At 38.6% G+C, this 16,739-nt stretch carries 13 protein-coding genes; 3 read left to right on the forward strand and 10 right to left on the reverse strand.

All coding sequences use genetic code 11. The features are described 5' to 3' along the window. Positions 1-194: 194 nt before the first annotated feature. The 7 genes from HWQ44_RS10625 to HWQ44_RS10655 form a co-directional block, all read right to left on the reverse strand. Complete coding sequence (locus HWQ44_RS10625) at positions 195-371, reverse strand: hypothetical protein (RefSeq protein ID WP_292718282.1); 177 nt, start codon at positions 369-371, stop codon at positions 195-197. After that, on the reverse strand, positions 368-1,159 hold the full coding sequence (locus HWQ44_RS10630) for an ABC transporter ATP-binding protein (RefSeq protein WP_292718284.1): 792 nt from the start codon (positions 1,157-1,159) through the stop codon (positions 368-370). Before HWQ44_RS10630 ends, HWQ44_RS10625 begins: the two co-directional genes overlap by 4 nt. 127 nt (positions 1,160-1,286) lie before the next feature. Then, positions 1,287-2,210 (reverse strand): branched-chain amino acid ABC transporter permease, encoded by a 924-nt coding sequence (locus HWQ44_RS10635; RefSeq protein WP_292718286.1) that lies wholly within the window; start codon positions 2,208-2,210, stop codon positions 1,287-1,289. Positions 2,211-2,367: 157 nt separating this feature from the next. Further along, positions 2,368-3,318, reverse strand: coding sequence for a branched-chain amino acid ABC transporter permease (locus HWQ44_RS10640; protein ID WP_292718288.1), 951 nt, complete (start codon positions 3,316-3,318; stop codon positions 2,368-2,370). Between the two features lie 7 nt (positions 3,319-3,325). Beyond that, on the reverse strand, positions 3,326-4,588 hold the full coding sequence (locus HWQ44_RS10645) for an ABC transporter substrate-binding protein (RefSeq protein ID WP_292718290.1): 1,263 nt from the start codon (positions 4,586-4,588) through the stop codon (positions 3,326-3,328). Between the two features lie 260 nt (positions 4,589-4,848). Beyond that, positions 4,849-5,175, reverse strand: a complete 327-nt coding sequence (locus HWQ44_RS10650) for a DUF6464 family protein (protein ID WP_292718292.1) — start codon at positions 5,173-5,175, stop codon at positions 4,849-4,851. A 241-nt stretch (positions 5,176-5,416) separates the two neighbouring features. Continuing rightward, positions 5,417-5,902 (reverse strand): hypothetical protein, encoded by a 486-nt coding sequence (locus HWQ44_RS10655; RefSeq protein WP_292718293.1) that lies wholly within the window; start codon positions 5,900-5,902, stop codon positions 5,417-5,419. A 442-nt stretch (positions 5,903-6,344) separates the two neighbouring features. Here HWQ44_RS10655 and HWQ44_RS10660 point away from each other — a divergent pair, with 442 nt between their 5' ends. Genes HWQ44_RS10660 through HWQ44_RS10670 form a run of 3 tightly spaced genes read left to right on the forward strand, consistent with a single transcriptional unit; the run spans position 6,345 to position 13,634 of the window. After that, positions 6,345-7,628 (forward strand): ATP-binding protein, encoded by a 1,284-nt coding sequence (locus HWQ44_RS10660; RefSeq protein WP_292718294.1) that lies wholly within the window; start codon positions 6,345-6,347, stop codon positions 7,626-7,628. A 32-nt stretch (positions 7,629-7,660) separates the two neighbouring features. Further along, positions 7,661-10,621, forward strand: coding sequence for an ABC transporter substrate-binding protein (locus HWQ44_RS10665; RefSeq protein ID WP_292718296.1), 2,961 nt, complete (start codon positions 7,661-7,663; stop codon positions 10,619-10,621). Between the two features lie 22 nt (positions 10,622-10,643). Then, on the forward strand, positions 10,644-13,634 hold the full coding sequence (locus HWQ44_RS10670; protein ID WP_292718298.1) for an ABC transporter substrate-binding protein: 2,991 nt from the start codon (positions 10,644-10,646) through the stop codon (positions 13,632-13,634). A 114-nt stretch (positions 13,635-13,748) separates the two neighbouring features. Here HWQ44_RS10670 and HWQ44_RS10675 read toward each other — a convergent pair whose 3' ends face one another. From HWQ44_RS10675 to HWQ44_RS10685, 3 genes are all read right to left on the reverse strand, one after another. Continuing rightward, complete coding sequence (locus HWQ44_RS10675; protein ID WP_292718299.1) at positions 13,749-13,988, reverse strand: BREX system Lon protease-like protein BrxL; 240 nt, start codon at positions 13,986-13,988, stop codon at positions 13,749-13,751. A gap of 58 nt (positions 13,989-14,046) precedes the next feature. Beyond that, the gene (locus HWQ44_RS10680; RefSeq protein ID WP_292718301.1) at positions 14,047-15,816 is read right to left on the reverse strand and encodes a WD40 repeat domain-containing protein; all 1,770 of its coding nucleotides are present in this window, start codon (positions 15,814-15,816) and stop codon (positions 14,047-14,049) included. 505 nt (positions 15,817-16,321) lie between these two features. Next, positions 16,322-16,717: a hypothetical protein gene (locus HWQ44_RS10685; protein WP_292718303.1), complete on the reverse strand. Its 396-nt coding sequence runs from the start codon at positions 16,715-16,717 to the stop codon at positions 16,322-16,324. Between the last annotated feature and the right edge of the window lie 22 nt (positions 16,718-16,739).

Consider the following 16,739-nt stretch of genomic DNA (forward strand, 5'->3'; position numbering starts at 1 on the left):
TAAAGGCTGTTTGAAAAGTGGTTAGCTGTGATTTTAGGCACTTATTGATCCCCCCTAACGCCTCTTTTCAAAGAGGGAACCGGAATCAAATCTCCCCTTTTTAAGGGGAATTTAGGGGGATCTAGAAGATTTTGCTACTGATAAGAGGATTGTTCAAACATCCTCTTAGGCGCAGGCGATTTTCATTGCCCTGATTAGAGAAATTGAGGATGGGGAAGTGCAGGATTATTCACTTCCACTTCCATTGATAGAAAGCGGCGAAAAACTCTATCTCCTTGTGACTGGAGAGGGATAGCCGCCCCAACCCTTGAGGCATTGTAATTCTTCCCGATTCCCAAAAACTCCACCCACAAGGGGATGGAATTTTTCATTCATTTCCCAAATAAGCTTCAATTACAGCCGGGTTATTTCTGACTATAGATGGTTCACCTAAAGCAATCAGTTGACCAAAATCTAACACAGCAATGCGATCGCACAAACCCATTACTAATGGTACGTGATGTTCAATTAGGACAATTGTTAAATTAAATTGTTCTCGCAGACTACGGATAAATTCACTCAGTTGTTGCTTTTCGTTGGGGTTCATCCCCGCTGCTGGTTCATCGAGAAGTAAGATTTGCGGTTGTAAAGCTAAAGCGCGGGCAATTTCCAGCCGCCGCTGATCGCCATAGGCAAAGTTTTTGGCTTTTTCGTCAGCGCGATCGCTCAATCCCACCAAATCCAATAAATCTAAAGCTTTTTGCTTAGTTTTCAATTCTTCATTAGGCGCTGGTGGTAATCCCAAAACTCCCGTAATCATATTACTTTTAGTGTGTAAATGTCGGGCAATAATCACATTTTCTAACGCCGATAATTCTCCAAACAAGCGGATATTTTGGAAGGTACGGGCGATACCTAAAGCAGCAATTTGATGAGGACGCAGTTGGGAAATTGCTGCCCCTTGATAAATTAATTGACCGCTAGAAGGTGGAATGAAGGCAGTAATCAAATTAAACAGTGTTGTTTTACCAGCCCCATTTGGGCCAATCAATCCAAAAATCTCATGTTTATTCACACTAAAAGATACATTATTTACCGCCACTAGACCACCAAAGCGACGAGTCAATGCTCTTGCTTCTAAGATAATACTGCTGTTAGCTACTGGAATACTATGTGACATTTTTGCATATTATTATAAGAGAAGGCAGGAGGAAATAATTATGAATGAAAACTTTAGTTTTGAGTATAAAACACAGTTGAGAAAGAAGAATTATTAGGTGGGTTACTCCTACCTCATAAAGAATAGTTCACTTGTGAATTTTACGTCTTTTAAAAATATCTGGAGTAATTAGCCCTTGAGGAAAAAAGATTGTCCCTATTACTATTAGGAAGCCAAAAATAATTAATCGACCATCTCGCAAAAATTGTGCTAACCAATTAGGTAAACCACCAGTATCAGCGAGGCTTCGCAGAATCTCTGGTAAGGCTGTAAATACCATACCTCCGACTACCGAACCTAAAAAAGTTCTCGAACCACCAATTAAAACAAAAGTTAGATATATAATACTGGCATCAAAAGTACCTTGACGAGCATTCCAGGTATTAAGGAAGTGAGCGCTAATTGCCCCTACAACCCCTGCAAGCATAGCCCCTAGTGTAAATGCCAAAACTTTGTAATAAGTGGGATTAATTCCCATTGCACCCGCAGCTAATTCATCTTCGCGAATAGCGATAAAAGCCCTTCCGACGCGGATACGTTCTAAACGATAAAGCAGCACCATACTAATTAATAGTAAGGGGAGGGCAATCCATAAATATTCGATTTGTGTTTGGAAAGGTTGAGGAATGCCGAAAATTCCCACAGCACCCCCTGTAATATCTAGATTGAGCGAGATAACGCGCAGAACTTCCACAAAAGCGATAGTTGCGATCGCTAAATAAATTCCTCGTAATCTGAGCGCTGGGATTCCCACTACTACACCCAATAAACCAGAAATTAATCCAGCGATTAGCATCTCCAATAACAACAATGGAATAGGAAACAAACTACTGCTAGATATCAAAACTTTTGTGGAGAGAATTGCTGCAATATATCCACCTAAAGCATAAAATCCTGGACTAGCTAAAGACAATTGCCCTGTCATTAGCGGTAAGTAAAGTGATAACCCTAGTAGCGCCCCCAAGATCATAGAGACGATTAAAGAACCATAAGTAGCGAAAAAATCAGCCATTTTAATCCATTTTGATTAAACTTAATCAAACTATCGCTTTTATCACCTTTTAATTTTCCATCCACAAGTTCATATAAACCTGACTGTGGACACTGTTCCAAAAATTGCTCAAAATTTAATTTTTATTTGGTGTATGTTTTCATAGTGCAACGTCTCTTTAAACTTTCTGAATAAACCGCCGTCCTAGCAAACCTTGGGGTCTAACTAATAGCATGATAAACAAAATTCCAAAGGCTACTGCGTCTTTATATCCAGAGAATTCCGCAGGGACAAACGCTTCTACTAATCCAATTAACAAACCTCCCAACACTGCACCGGGAATACTACCTAAACCACCTAAGACAATTACTGCTAAACCCCGCAAACCAAAAGCAATGCCGAAATATGGCCCTGCAATACTAACACTAGAGGCGACTAAAGTTCCGGCTAATCCTGCTAAAAAACTGCTGATGAAGAATGTTAGGATGATAAAGCGATCGCTATTAATTCCTAACAAACTAGCTGTAGTTGGATCTTCTGCGATCGCCTGCATTGCCTTACCGTATTTAGTCCGATTAATAAAATAGGTAAGTATTGCCACAATCACCACTGATACAGTAAAAATTACCACTTGAACACTGCGAATCGGAATTGGGTTTTCTGGACTACCAAAATTAATCGCAGGTGGCAAATTTCCGTAAGTGTTTGCCGGGTATGTGTAACTTTCCGCGCCTACTAAATACTGAATTAAATTCACAATTACCACTGCTACCCCCAAGCTGGAAACAACAGTCAGTAAGGGATCAGATCCTTGACGCCGCAGAGGTTGAAAAGCAACACGTTCCATCACTATCCCTACCAATCCCGCCAAGGTACTTCCTAAAATCAAGGCTAAAGCAAATGGTAACTTTATTGGCAAGGCTGCATTTGCTAACAAGCCATTAAATCCAAAGTTACCACCCATGAGTGCATAAGTGAAATATGCACCCAAGGTAAAAATCGCGCCATGAGCTAAATTAATGATGCCCAAAATGGAATAAACCAAGGTGTATCCTAAGGCAAAAATTGCATAGACACTGCCGATGGATAACCCATTTAATAATTGCTGCAAAAATAGATTGATATTCATGTAGCAACTATTTTAAAAATGTGAATTTACCTTGGCTCCCGTCTTTTGCCATCTTGATTTGGGCTACATAGAAATCTTTTTGTACGATTTCACCTATAGGAGTAAAACCAATTACACCCAATGGTGTATTGTATTCTCCAATCAGGATCTGTTGGTTTAACTGTGTTCGCAATTCTGGTAGCTGTAATTTATTGACTTTGCTCTTTTTATCTAAAGATTGGAGTGCTTCGACATAAACCTGCACTGCTGTAAAAGCTTGAGCGCTAAATTGGGGCGGTTCTTTTTTGTATTCTTCAGTATAGGCTTTACGAAATGCGGCGTTAATTTCACCTGGATGTTCTGGACTGTAGGCTTGAGCAATCAACACACCATCACAAAGGGCCTTACAAACTGGCAATAAATTCGATGTATTTAGACCATTTCCACCGACAATTAAGCCTTTATAACCCAGTTCCCGCAATTGCCTAACTAAATTACCACCATCAGTAGCCAAGCCAGAAATAATCGCCAAATCTGGTTTGAGATTAATCGCATTGGTAGCTTGGCTTGTAAAATCGGTATCACTGGTTTGGAACTTTTGTACTGTTACTAATTCCAGCCCTTGATCCTTAACTGTTTGCTGAAAAATTTCTGTTTCTGACTTGCTAAATGCATCATTTTGAGCATAGAAAACTGCGACTTTTTTAAGTTGAGGGTTTTGCTTAAGTGCAGCTTTCACCGAATTAGGTGCGACGATGGAAACTGGTGCAGAAACACGAGCAACGTAATCACCAATTTCGGGAATGCCTTTAGCAGTATTCGATGGGCCAAGAATTGGTACTTTTGACCGTTCACCAATGGGGTCAGCACTAAAGGCTTGCTGTGACAAAGTTGGGCCGACAATTCCAACAACTTTATCTTTGTTAATTAAAGTTTGAAAAGCGTTAATAGCTCCTGCTTCATCACCGCTAGTATCTTGAAACACCAATTTAATTGGTGTGCCATTAACACCACCTTTACTATTGAAATACTTCTCGGCAAGTTTGGCTCCAGCCACTTCCTCTTGACCTAATAATGCCACATTGCTAGTTTGAGCAACAGCAATACCGATAGGAATAGCACCCAACGATGTGCCCGTTGTCGCTGGGGTATTGGTTGAAGTGTTATTTGAGGTAATACTCGGACTATTAGTTGGAGAATTTGTCACAGTGCTAGTGCCACCACCACAGCCTGTTAGTAGTAAAGCGCAAGTTGATAGTAATGCTGAAGTCCGAGCGATCGCGTTGTTCATCGTTGGATAATCATGTAGTTATTAGATATTCGGCAAAAGTTAATAGTAAAGTTCATAATCTGCAAAGAAAATGACGCAGATTTACACTTTTGCACGAATTCTATTAAATCATTCTTATTTCACCATGCAAAGAGAAATATTCAAAGTGTTTGTAAATACAAATTATTATAATTAGTAATGATTTTATCATTCCCTGGTTCTATTTGGGAATGTGCGATGAAGTCACTTTATCAGTTTAGTTGAGTCCTAAGTAAGGACTCTTAAGCCCTTTTTTCACTACCAGGTAATCCCTTCGGTTCGTAGTGACGGCAACCGTTACATGGGCCGTCGGGATTGACAGCGCAGCGGATGTAACCAGATCGGGCATTAAATTTGCAGCTGATGTCGCCAATCAGATAACCCACCCCTTCTAAATAATAGCGATCGCTCTCAACTGGTCTGACATTTTGCCGTCCCTGCACCGTTGGAAAATTCATGGCTGCTTGTCTGAGCCGTAAGCGCGATCGCAAATGGGTTTTGCGGATCACCCACAGGGAAATCAGGGACGGTAAAAAACCAATGGCAATTACTAAAAGTGTCCTTAACACCTTCTTTTTACCTCTTTTGTTCGCTGATTGATTGTCCCTGATGTTGCACTCTGGTTTTACAGAAGTGCAAGTATGAGGGCAGCTTTCCCTAATTGCCACCCCAGTTGGTGGCAATTAGCAATGGCAGGTGGTATCCAGCAATTTTGAAGATGGAAGTTCCTTCTGCCACTTCAATCAGCATAACTGTTACAACCTCAGAGGTGAAATGCCGTTGAATGTTGATAATTTTAAGATTTGTTGACTAATACCTTTTGAACAAGCGTTTTGTGTAATCCCCACTCTTGTTTTTTCTGTGTCGTTGCGATGCTAATCTTTTTTTGGTTTGCTGACGAAGTTGCTGTGCTAGCAGTGCGGCTTCCCTTTCGGCTCGAAATAAATCAACTCTTCGCGTTGTCAGAATAAATGATTCGTCAGGCTTTCGTTTCACCCAAGGGACGCTAACTGCGAAATACTGACAAATATTTTTGTATGGCTCCTTTTTCAAGAGTGGGTAACGTTTTTGAGTATTCAGTGTGTTGGCGATCGCTTTCAACTCCAATATGGCTGCTTCTAACTCTCCTGCCATCTGATTGATGCGTTCGACTTGTATAATCAAGCGTTCCCGTTCACTGATGATTTTTTCATCTTGGGGTCGCAGTGGCACTATAGCAGTAGTTGCAGCCGACATCTGCAACAGCGAAACTTTCAGCAAAATGGGCTTTTTGTCCGTGTTTTGGATTTTTTTCATACTACCTCAAGCAAGGCTAGCTGACTTGTAAGGCATTTTAGCAGCAAAGCAGTATATTTGTACTATATAAATTATGTATATGAGGAAAACCAGCAATTGCTGCAATTAATCTGCTGTTAGCGATCGCCGTAAAAATTATATCAATGTGAAAATACTGATAAAAAATATAGTCTTTACATAATTTTTATAAAAAACAGACAAATTAAATATAATTTATACATACAGCAAATAATATGATTACACTAATGTAAAAAATATCTCCTATTTGATAATTAAATATCTCCGCACAGAGGCACTTATCAAAAGTTTTCTTCGGTTTTGGTAAACAAAAAATGTGCTGGATATTTTAGTGTGATTGTAAAGTATATCAGTCTTGGATGAATTAAGAATGTGTAGATAGAAGCGACCCTTAAAAATATTTATCCCAGGTTAGAAAAACATTATGTCAAACAATCCCTTTGTCGTAGGAAAGCCAGTTTCCCCAGAATTTTTTGTAGGACGTAAATACGAAATAGCAGTTTCATTTGCTCAAATATCTCAGCACGGTCACTTAGCTATTTGGGGTGGCCCAGGAATGGGCAGATCCTCTTTCTTAGAGTTACTAGGTTCACCCGCAGTTTGGGAAGAACATGGATTAGACCCATCAGAGGCTGTAATTGCTCTTCTGAGTTGTGAGAATATCAATCCCTTCACTCCCTCAAGTTTTTGGCGAGAAGTGTTGAGTGTTATGAAAGATAATTTAGAGAGTGAACCTGCATTAGAAGCTGAAATTGAGAAACTCTTGGAACGAGGGCAAACAACCAAAGATAATCTCAACAAGATATTGCAGAAGCTTGGTAAAAAACACAAATTTTTGGTGCTGCTAGTCAATGACTTCAATGTAGCCTTGCAAGAAAATCAGGAATACACCGAAGCAAATATGCAACAATTCTTGAGCGAGTGCCGTAGTTTGGCTGTTGCTTCTCCAGGCGGTAAATATCTCTCAATGGTTGTAACATCATTCAAACGCCTAAGTGAACTTGGCCCAAAACTCAATCCCAACGCTTCCCCCTGGTATAACCACTATCTGTTTCAGCAACTCAAGCCATTGAATGACAAGGAAATTGAACAATTACTTGGCGTAATGCCAATGACACTGGCATTACGAGAAGCAATTAGAGAGATAGCTGGCAGAGATCCACGTCTGCTACAAATAGCTGGTTTTCTATTATACGTACAGCTAAAAACTGATAGAGAAGCTAATCAAGTTTCTGATGTTCAAGCATTTATCAAGAACTTAGAAACAGATACCAGGCATATTTTTCAAACTACCTGGAATATGTGTAATGAAATAGAACAGACTCTTTTAATGTTGCTAGCTTTGTTTGATTTAAATGGTCGTCTGCATCAAAAGAGAAATTTTGATTTGGGTAATATTGATTTAATATTTACCCAAAGAGGACGAGAATTAACAAATCTGGAAGAACAAGGTGTGATTATTCGCAAAGAAGATGAAGAAAAAACAGTATATTCTTTTGCTTCCTTAATGATGCAGCGATGGGTAGTTCAAGAAATTTGGAATACTAATAATGCGTTAATTCAAGAAAGAGAAAAAGTATTTATTAAGTTAATAAGTCATAAACAACTCAGTCAAATTAACTCTATATGGCAGCATAGAAATGAGGTGCTATCTACTATTGAATGGTTTGGTAAATTAGTAGCTGCCTTTCCCAAAGGATTAATATAAACATGATCGATTAACTCTGTTTATAGAAAAAAATGACGAACAAAAATACTGGGATAAATCCTTACATTCTTGGTAAACAAATCGATAAACCGGAAGAATTTTTCGGACGCGAAGATTTGTTCACCTTTATTGAAGATAATCTTAATGCTGATATAAAATTTCTCTTATTGCATGGTCAACGACGCATTGGTAAGTCCTCTGTACTCAAACAGTTTGCTCACAACATTAATCTACAAAAGTTTGTCTTTGTTTACTTTGATTTGCAAAATCACAGTAATTCTTCTGTAAGGAATATATTACATGATTTAGCTGAAGAAATTACCGAAAAGTTAGGGCTAGATTCAGATATCATCACACTTTCTTCTTTAGATGAAGAATTAAAAAACAATCTAGATATATTTTCTCAGAAATTTCTCACAAAAGTGTATCAGAAATTAGGTGATAAAAATCTAGTGCTATTACTAGATGAATTTGATATTGTCAGTAGCGATAATGGCATATTAAATCAGGGTAATAGTTTTTATATATATTTACAATTGCTTTTAAAGCAACAGACAAAATTATTTCTTATTCCAGTAGTAGGACGGTTTAAGGATGATTTTCAGAATCTGTATCAGTTATTCAAAAGTCCGCCATACCAGGAAGTTGGTTTACTTAATGAGATAAGTGCGAAACGACTAATCATTAAACCAGCACAAGGGATGTTGGAGTATGAAGAAGATGCAATAAAAGCAATTTTCAAACTATCGGCAGGGCATCCATATTTTACCCAAGCTATCTGCTTTAATCTGTTTTTACAAGCTAAAATTGAAGAAAAACTGACAGTTACTAGTTCTGATGTTCAAGGTATTGTAGACAAAACAATTGAAAGCGCTACAGGTGGATTATCATGGTTTTGGGATGGACTGTCTATTTCTGAGCAAGTAGTATTCTCAGCAGTAGCAGAGGCTCAGAAAATAGCTATAGAGCAAAAACAATCTTTTCCAGAAGACCCGCTAAGGCTGCTAAAAAAACATGGAGTCATTCAGACAGAACTATTAACTGAAGCTACTAAAAAGCTAGCTCAAAAAGGTTATTTAGATGATACTGAGCGACGAGTAAAAATTGAATTAGTTCGCCGTTGGTTAGTTCGATGTCACCCACTGAATCAAGAGATATATAAACTGGAGGAATTTGAGACAGAAGAAATTAATAATATTTTAGAAAAAATAACGCAACTGTCTCAAAATAATAAAAATCAAGGTGTAATAGACCATTATGAAGAAATATTTAAACTTAATCCAAATCATTTCAGTACTCTATCTGTTCTAGCTGAGAGTTACTTGAAGGTTGGAAACTTCGAGAAGACCTTAGAACTTTATACGCGAGCTTATCAGGTTAATCCTATGCACAATAAAGAAGGGCTTTTACTTGCACGAGAAGCTTATGGGAAAAATTTGATAGAACAACGAGAGTTAATCAAGGCAAAAATTCAGTTTGAGGGAGTTTTAGAAACTGAACCTGATAGAAAATCAGCACAACAACAACTTATAAAAATTAAAGCTGAACTTGTAAAACAGGAAGCACCCCTAAGACAAGTTGAGGAACAATTGATGAAAGATCATAAAAACTACTCAAGAACACCTATTCGCCAGGGAGTTATATTAGGTACAATTGCAGCAGTTATTGCCCTTGTGGGTGGCGGTATTGGGGTTTCTCGATTTTTCCCTTCCTGTTCTGGGGGTCAGCAGAAAGTTAATAGTAGTTGTGTTTCAATTCATAGTAACATTAGTCGTGGCGATCGCACTTTCTTTTTCACTATCCCCAACACTTCCCGTGACCAAGGTATAGAGGCATTTAAAGAAGGTAATTACCCTCAAGCTGCTGCATTATTTCAAAATGCTGTCAGGGATAGAAATAACAAACCAGATCCAGAAGTACTGATTTACTACAATAATGCTAAAGCTCGTGAAAAGGGTAATTTATTAACTTTAGCTGTGGTTGTACCGGCAGACAATTCACAAGACGCAACTCAAGAAATTCTGCGGGGAGTGGCACAAGCACAAAATCAATTTAATGCCAATGGTGGCTCAAATGGTCGATTATTAGAAATTGCTATTGCTAATGATAGTAACGACCCCAAAAAAGCCGAACAAGTAGCACAGCAACTGGTTAATGATAAATCTGTACTGGGAGTAATCGGGCACGATTCTAGCGAAGCCACACAAGCAGCTCTTCCTATATACAAACAAGCAGGTATACCTATTATCTCTTCTACCAGCACTGCCAACTCCTTAAATGGAAGAAATTTCTTTAGGACAATCCCTTCTGATGCTGCATCTGGTGAAAAATTAGCGCAATATGCTCAAAACTCAGCTTTAAATAAAGTTGTAATTTTTTATAATCCCAAAAGCGCTTATAGCAATAGTTTGAGGGAGGAATTTACAAACAAGTTTAAAGGTCAGATTTTTCGCAAGATAGATTTGACAGATCAAACACTGAATATCGAGCAAGAACTTAAAGAAAGTGCATCTCAAAAGGTGCAGGCAGTTATGTTGTTCCCAGATGTACATCATACTTCCAGAGCGATCGAAATTGCGAAAAGAAATGCAAATAATAATTTAGGGTTAAAGTTATTAGGTGGTGAAAGTCTCTACAATCAACAAAACTTAAATGAAGGTAATAAAGCTGTTGAAGGCTTAATTCTAGCAGTACCTTGGTTTAGGAAAGCACCACAATCCAAAAAGTTTGCTAAATCAGCAGAAGATTACTGGAAAGGAGGTGTTAGTTGGTCTACAGCGACTAGTTTTGATGCTACTAAAGCTTTTATTAAATCTCTCTCATTCAACCCTTCGAGACAAAGTATTTTGGCAGGACTGCCGATGATAGAACTTTCCTCCGAAGAAACATCAGGAGATGTAGTTAAATTTAATAAAGAAGGGGAACGTCAGAGTAAAGCCATCCTTGTTAGGGTTGAGAAGGGTCATTTTCAGTGCTTGCAATGTTCCCCTTAGAAGACGACGGGTAGCTTTTTATATGAATAATTTTACTGCTCGGAAAAATCCTTATATCATCGGTCGTCCAATCCATGAACCGGAAAAGTTTTTTGGACGAGAAACTCTATTCCAGTTTATTGAAGATAGTCTTAACGCTGATACAAAAATTATCCTGTTGCACGCTCAACGACGTATTGGTATATCGTCTGTGCTTCAGCAGATTCCTCACAAAGTTGTTCAAGAGAAATTTGTCTTTGTTCTTTTTGATTTGCAAGGCCACAGTGAATCTTCTCTGAGCGATGTATTGTTTAATCTCGCAGAAGAAATCGCATCTCAACTAGAGCTAGATTCCGATATCGTCACACCTTCTTACGATGAACAATTAAAAAATAATCCTGATATATTTTATCAGGATTTTCTACCAAAAGTTTATCAAGAATTAGGTGATAAAAATTTAGTGCTATTGCTGGATGAATTTGATATTATCAGTAGCGATGATGGCATATTAAATCAAGGTAATAATTTTTTTAGATATTTACAGTCCCTTTTAAACAAACAAAAAAAACTATTTATTATTCCAGTAGTAGGGCGGTCTAAAGATGATTTGGAAAACTTGCTTGATTTATTCAACCGTCCGCCATATCAAGAAGTTGGTTTCCTTGATGAGCTAAGTGCGAGACAACTGATTACTAAACCAGCGCAAGGTATGCTGGAGTATCAGGAGGATGCAATCAAGGCAATTTTGGAACTCTCATCAGGTCATCCCTATTTTACCCAAGCTATCTGCTTTAATCTCTTTCTGCAAGCGAAAATTGCAGAAAATTGTATAGTTACTCGTTCTGATGTCGAAGGCATTATAGATAAGACAATTGAAAGTGCTACAGGTGGACTAGCATGGTTTTGGGATGGACTATCTATTTCTGAGCAAGTAGTATTTTCAGCAGTAGCAGAGACTCAAAAAATAGCTATAGAGCAAAAGCAATCTTTTCCAGAAGACCCATTAACGCTGCTACAAAAATATGGAGTTATTCCGACAGAGGATCTGCTTAAAGCTGCTAAAAAGCTAATAGCAGATGGGTTTATAGATGATACAAAGCGCAGAGTCAACATTGAATTAGTTCGCCGTTGGCTAATTGAACTTCACCCACTACAAAAAACAATATGGAAACTAGAAGAACTTCAAAAAAAAGCAATTAATATAATTGAACAAGAAGCAATAAAACTAGATAAAAATGGAAAAAAACAGGATAATATCGACTGTTATGAGGAAATTTTAAAACTCAATCCCAATCACTTCAGTACTCTACCTGTTTTAGCTCAGAGATATTTGGAGATTGGCAATTTTAACAAAGCCTTGGAACTATATCAGCGAGACTACCAATTAGATGCTATACGTAATAAAGAAGGACTTTTACTAGCGCTAGAAAATTATGGGAACGATTTGATCAGCCAGAGAGAATTTGCAAAAGCAAGAACTCAGTTTGAAGAAGCTTTAAAAATTGAGCCAGACAGAGTATCAGCAAAATATAAACTCAGAGAAATTGAAGCTGAAATTTCTCAACAACAACAGCTAGACAGAAAAGCTGAAATTTCTCAACAACAGTTAGAAAACCTACCAGAACACGCACCAAAAACTTCTATTAGTCAACAAGTTCTATTAGGGGCAATTGCGGTAGGAACTATTGCGCTTTTGGTTGGTGGTATCGGTATTTATCAATCTTTCACTTCCTGTTCTGGGGGTCAGCAGAAAGTCTATGCTAGTTGTGTTTCAAATCCGACGATTACATCAATTCCGAATAATATTCAGAGTAATATTAGTCGTGGCGATCGCGCTTTCTTTTTCACTATCCCCAACACTTCCCGCGACCAAGGTATAGAGGCATTTAAAGAAGGTAATTACCCCCAAGCTGTTGAGTTATTTCAAAAGGCTGTAAAGTATAATCGCAACGATCCAGAAGTACTGATTTACTATAATAACACAAAAGCTCGTGAAAAAGGTAATCCATTAACTTTGGCAGTGGTCGTACCCGTAGACAATCCACAATACATAGCTCAAGAAATGCTGCGTGGAGTCGCACAAGCACAAAATCAATTTAATATTAATAAGGGCTTCAGTGGTCAATTATTAGAAGTTGCTATTGCTAATGATGCTAATAACCCAGAGCAAGCTAAACAAATAGCTCAACAACTAGTTAACGATGAATCTGTATTAGGAGTAATCGGCCATAATACTAGCGATGCCACACAAGCTGCTCTTTATATATACAAACGAGCAGATATACCTGTTATCTCTCCTACCAGTGGCAGTAATGCCCTAGAGGGTAATGTTTTCTTTAGAACAGTCCCTTCAAACGCTGCATCTAGTGAGAAATTAGCGAAATATGCTATCAACTCAGGGTTAAAAAAAGTTGTAATTTTTTATAATCCCAAAAGTGAATATAGCAACAGTTTGATGGAAGAGTTTAAAAGTAACTTTAAAGGTCAAATTATTCGCCAGATAGATTTGACAGATCCGACACTGAATATCAAGCAAGAGCTTAAAGATAGTGCATCTCAACAGGTGCAGGCAGTTATGTTGTTCCCAGATGCAGAACATATTTCTACAGCACTCGAAATTGCGAAAGTGAATGCAAATTATAACTTAGGGCTAAAGCTGTTAGGTGGGAGTACTCTGTACAATCAGAAAACATTACAAGATAGTAGAAATGCTGTTGAAGGTTTAGTTATAACAGTACCTTGGTTTAGCAAAGCACGACAAGCAAAAAATTTTTCCAAGGCTGCACAGCAACTATGGGGAGGATCAGTTAGTTGGCGCACAGCTACTAGTTATGATGCTACTCAGGCTATTCTGAAAGCAATTAAAGTATCGTTTCCTAATCCCTCTAGAGAAACTATTCTACAAAAATTACCACAGGTAAATCTTTCTACAAGAGAAACTTCGGGGGATCTACTCCAGTTTCAAAATAGAGAACGTCAGAGTCAACCTATCCTAGTTAAAGTTGAAAAGGGTCAGTTTCGGATATTGCAGTAGATCAAAGTTATTGCCAACGATACACCTAATATCAGGTTCGGTTAAATACTTGTAACATTTGTAGGTTGGGTTGAGGAACGAAACCCAACGCTTGATCCTTGTTCATGTTGGGTTTCACTGCCGTTCAACCCAACATACATTGATAAGTTTTATTATAATCCTGTTAACCATAGCTTCCCGCCTTACTGCTGCGGTACTGAGCCACCCAGTTCCGCAAGCAAATCGAATTGGGGGAAACTTCTTGGTAAACTGGGATTTTCCAGTGGAGGGAGAACCAAGTTTGCAGCAATTGTAATTATTTTCCCATAGAGGAACTAGGCGGGCGAGTAAATGCCGTTTAATCTCTGTTTCCAAGGTGGTAGGTTCTAAACCTGCTGACCAAATTAAGACAATTACGAATTATGAATGACCATTAACTGCGTTGCCAAATTTTAATTGTCTTATCCAAACTCCCGCTGACTAACATCTCGCCGGAAGCTGTGAAGGCTAATGCTGTGACGATATTCCCATGACCTGTAAACGTACCCAGTAATTCCCCAGTTTGGAGATGCCACAACTTGATAGTTTTATCAGCACTACCGCTGGCGATAATTTGTCCATCGGGACTTAAAGCGATCGCATATACTCTATCTCTATGTCCTTTAAGGGTATGAAGTAATTCCCCAGTCTCCAATTGCCAAACTTTAATCGTTTGATCCCAGCTACCACTCACCAGCAGTTTCCCATCTGCACTGATTGCTAAGGAACAAACGATGTGGGAATGACCCATGAGGGTATGCAGCGGTTGTGCATCTTTTAAACTTTTGATCCCCGTCTGGGGTGAGGTGCGCCAAACTTTGATTTTGCGATAGCTACCTGTCACCAGAGTTTCGCCGTCTCGACTCAAAACCAGAGAATGAGCAGCTGTATCATCTAAAGAAAGTGCGATCGCTACCTGACGTTGCATCAAATCCCAAAACAGAATTTTTCTGTCATCTCCGCCTGTCGCTAACATTCTGCCATCTGGGGTGAAGGCAGCACACCGCACTACCCCATTATGTTTGTGCAAAATATCTATCAAGTCTAAAGCGCCTACGTGCCAAAGCTTAATTGTCGAATCTGCACCGCAACTCACTAAAGTCTGTCCATCGGAACTAAAAGCCAGGGAATTCACTTCATCCACCAGCCCAGATATCACCCAAGGATACTCTGATAATGTCTCTATTAATTCACCCTTGCTCAAATCCCAGAGCTTCGTTTCTCCCCGACTACCACTTGCCAATATGGGTAAGGCTTTGCCATTTTTACACCCAGAACTGAAAGCTAGGCAATTAATGCCTCTGGTGTGTCCTTGCAAAGTCTGCCAGCATTCCCAGTCACCGACTATATCCTTGAGGTAATGCTCTGATGGTAGAGTCTGTATTGTATCTGCGATCGCTCTCTCATTAGTTACTGGCGACGGATCTTTTTTACCCATAAGTGATTCTAAATACCAACTCAACCCCCCTGCATATAACAAATTACTGGGAGTGACATACAGTTTTGGTTCGCTAAATTCCAGTTGATTTGTAGGTAAAAAGCCTGTTATTATGCTTTGTCTCTCGTAACCTAAATTACCTGTAGATGGATAAAATAAACAGAGAAAAATTAATACTTGGTGATTTTTTAAATCTTCTTGAGTAACCGACCACCTAATTTTGTCTTTCTTAATACCATTAAAACTTTCTCCATCAGCTACATAAACTTGAACACTTAGCTGAGGATGATCTTTGAGTATATAAGGAAATTTACTTTCGCCACATAAATTTCCCTCATCATCTAAAATCATATTTTGTAAGGTATCTTGTGACACCTTTTTTACTAATTTTCCCAACCGTTCAGTCATTACCCGATCAACAATATACTCCCGCAAAAGATAATCTTGGGCTTGTTGTTGGAAGTATTTAGGAAAAGGTATCGTCCAATCAGGAGGCTCAGGATATTCAGGCGGGGTAGGCGGCGGATTTCTGGCGAGAACTTCTGCTTGTTGGCGAGAAAGTTCTTGGAGTTTTGCCAAAGGCTCACCCCAAAAGGCCATAACTTCAGTGTGACAACCTTTTACTTGACTTTCCAGCAAAGATAAGTCGTAAGTTTTAGGTTTTTTCACACGTTGAAGGAAATCAGTTTGTTGAGCTTTCAGTAAGCTAATCCAATCCATCTGCATTCCTGCGGCAAACTATTGCATACCTACGGTAAGCTATACCAATGCAATTACTCAAGTTTATAACCTTAGTTAATTAAAAATTCAGTAATGTTAGCAGTCTAATAAAACACAGCTATTAGCAGATGTTTCCGATCAAGAGACAGATGGATAGCACTTAGACATTTCATGAACTGATGCAGTTGAAGTATATAGAGTTAAATGATGTCTGTTAATTCTAACGAACATAGAGAAAGAGATACTGTTTCTAGAGAAACAGTTCTAGCTGCAAAGGAAAGTTGAATCTGAGACGGATTTCAAAGATGGGGTAACGTTAAGTCAACAAATACCCACACAAAAATAACCTAGTACAGCACGGCGAAAGTCAATCACCCATTCCAAATCAATGAAACCCTTGCAGTATAGGAATTACGAATTACGTTAGCGCAGCAATAGCAAGTCGGCGTATTTTTACAGAGAAGCAAGCTACGCTTTTAGCGTCTCGTAGAGAGCGTCATGACGAATTATTTTAACCTTTGCGTTTTGGTTGTCTGGGTGTAGTACTGACATCAGAGGAGTTGCCAAAAGTATCCCTAGCTTCGATCTGTTTAATTTTCATTTGCAAGTTCAAGTCGTCACTGCTAACAATTGTTTCTAAATTCGCTAATCTCTGCTCTAGCAGTTCTATTTGCTGCTGTTGCAAATAGTTAGTTTTTGATTTTTGCTCATCAGAACGCCAAATAGCAACTGTACCAACAGCTGCGCCACCAATAGCAACTAAAGGAAGAATAGCACCGCTTCTAGTAACGGCTGACAGGGGGACACAAACTCCGAGAATGGCTACTGTAATTACCCAGATTCTTGTGGTGGCAGATAATCTGACATCTTGGTATTGTTCTAGATTTGTTTGAGATTTTTTAGCCATAAGTAAATCCATTGAAAAGTTA

The sequence above is a fragment of the Nostoc sp. JL34 genome, assembly GCF_017114945.1.
Lineage (GTDB): Bacteria > Cyanobacteriota > Cyanobacteriia > Cyanobacteriales > Nostocaceae > Nostoc.

Coding starts and splice junctions, on each gene's coding strand:
- HWQ44_RS10660 (WP_292718294.1), top strand. CDS start 6,345: ATGTCAAACAATCCCTTTGTCGTAGGAAAGCCAGTTTCCCCAGAATTT.
- HWQ44_RS10630 (WP_292718284.1), bottom strand. CDS start 1,159: ATGTCACATAGTATTCCAGTAGCTAACAGCAGTATTATCTTAGAAGCA.
- HWQ44_RS10640 (WP_292718288.1), bottom strand. CDS start 3,318: ATGAATATCAATCTATTTTTGCAGCAATTATTAAATGGGTTATCCATC.
- HWQ44_RS10635 (WP_292718286.1), bottom strand. CDS start 2,210: ATGGCTGATTTTTTCGCTACTTATGGTTCTTTAATCGTCTCTATGATC.
- HWQ44_RS10625 (WP_292718282.1), bottom strand. CDS start 371: ATGAAAAATTCCATCCCCTTGTGGGTGGAGTTTTTGGGAATCGGGAAG.
- HWQ44_RS10670 (WP_292718298.1), top strand. CDS start 10,644: ATGAATAATTTTACTGCTCGGAAAAATCCTTATATCATCGGTCGTCCA.
- HWQ44_RS10645 (WP_292718290.1), bottom strand. CDS start 4,588: ATGAACAACGCGATCGCTCGGACTTCAGCATTACTATCAACTTGCGCT.
- HWQ44_RS10680 (WP_292718301.1), bottom strand. CDS start 15,816: ATGCAGATGGATTGGATTAGCTTACTGAAAGCTCAACAAACTGATTTC.
- HWQ44_RS10655 (WP_292718293.1), bottom strand. CDS start 5,902: ATGAAAAAAATCCAAAACACGGACAAAAAGCCCATTTTGCTGAAAGTT.
- HWQ44_RS10685 (WP_292718303.1), bottom strand. CDS start 16,717: ATGGCTAAAAAATCTCAAACAAATCTAGAACAATACCAAGATGTCAGA.
- HWQ44_RS10665 (WP_292718296.1), top strand. CDS start 7,661: ATGACGAACAAAAATACTGGGATAAATCCTTACATTCTTGGTAAACAA.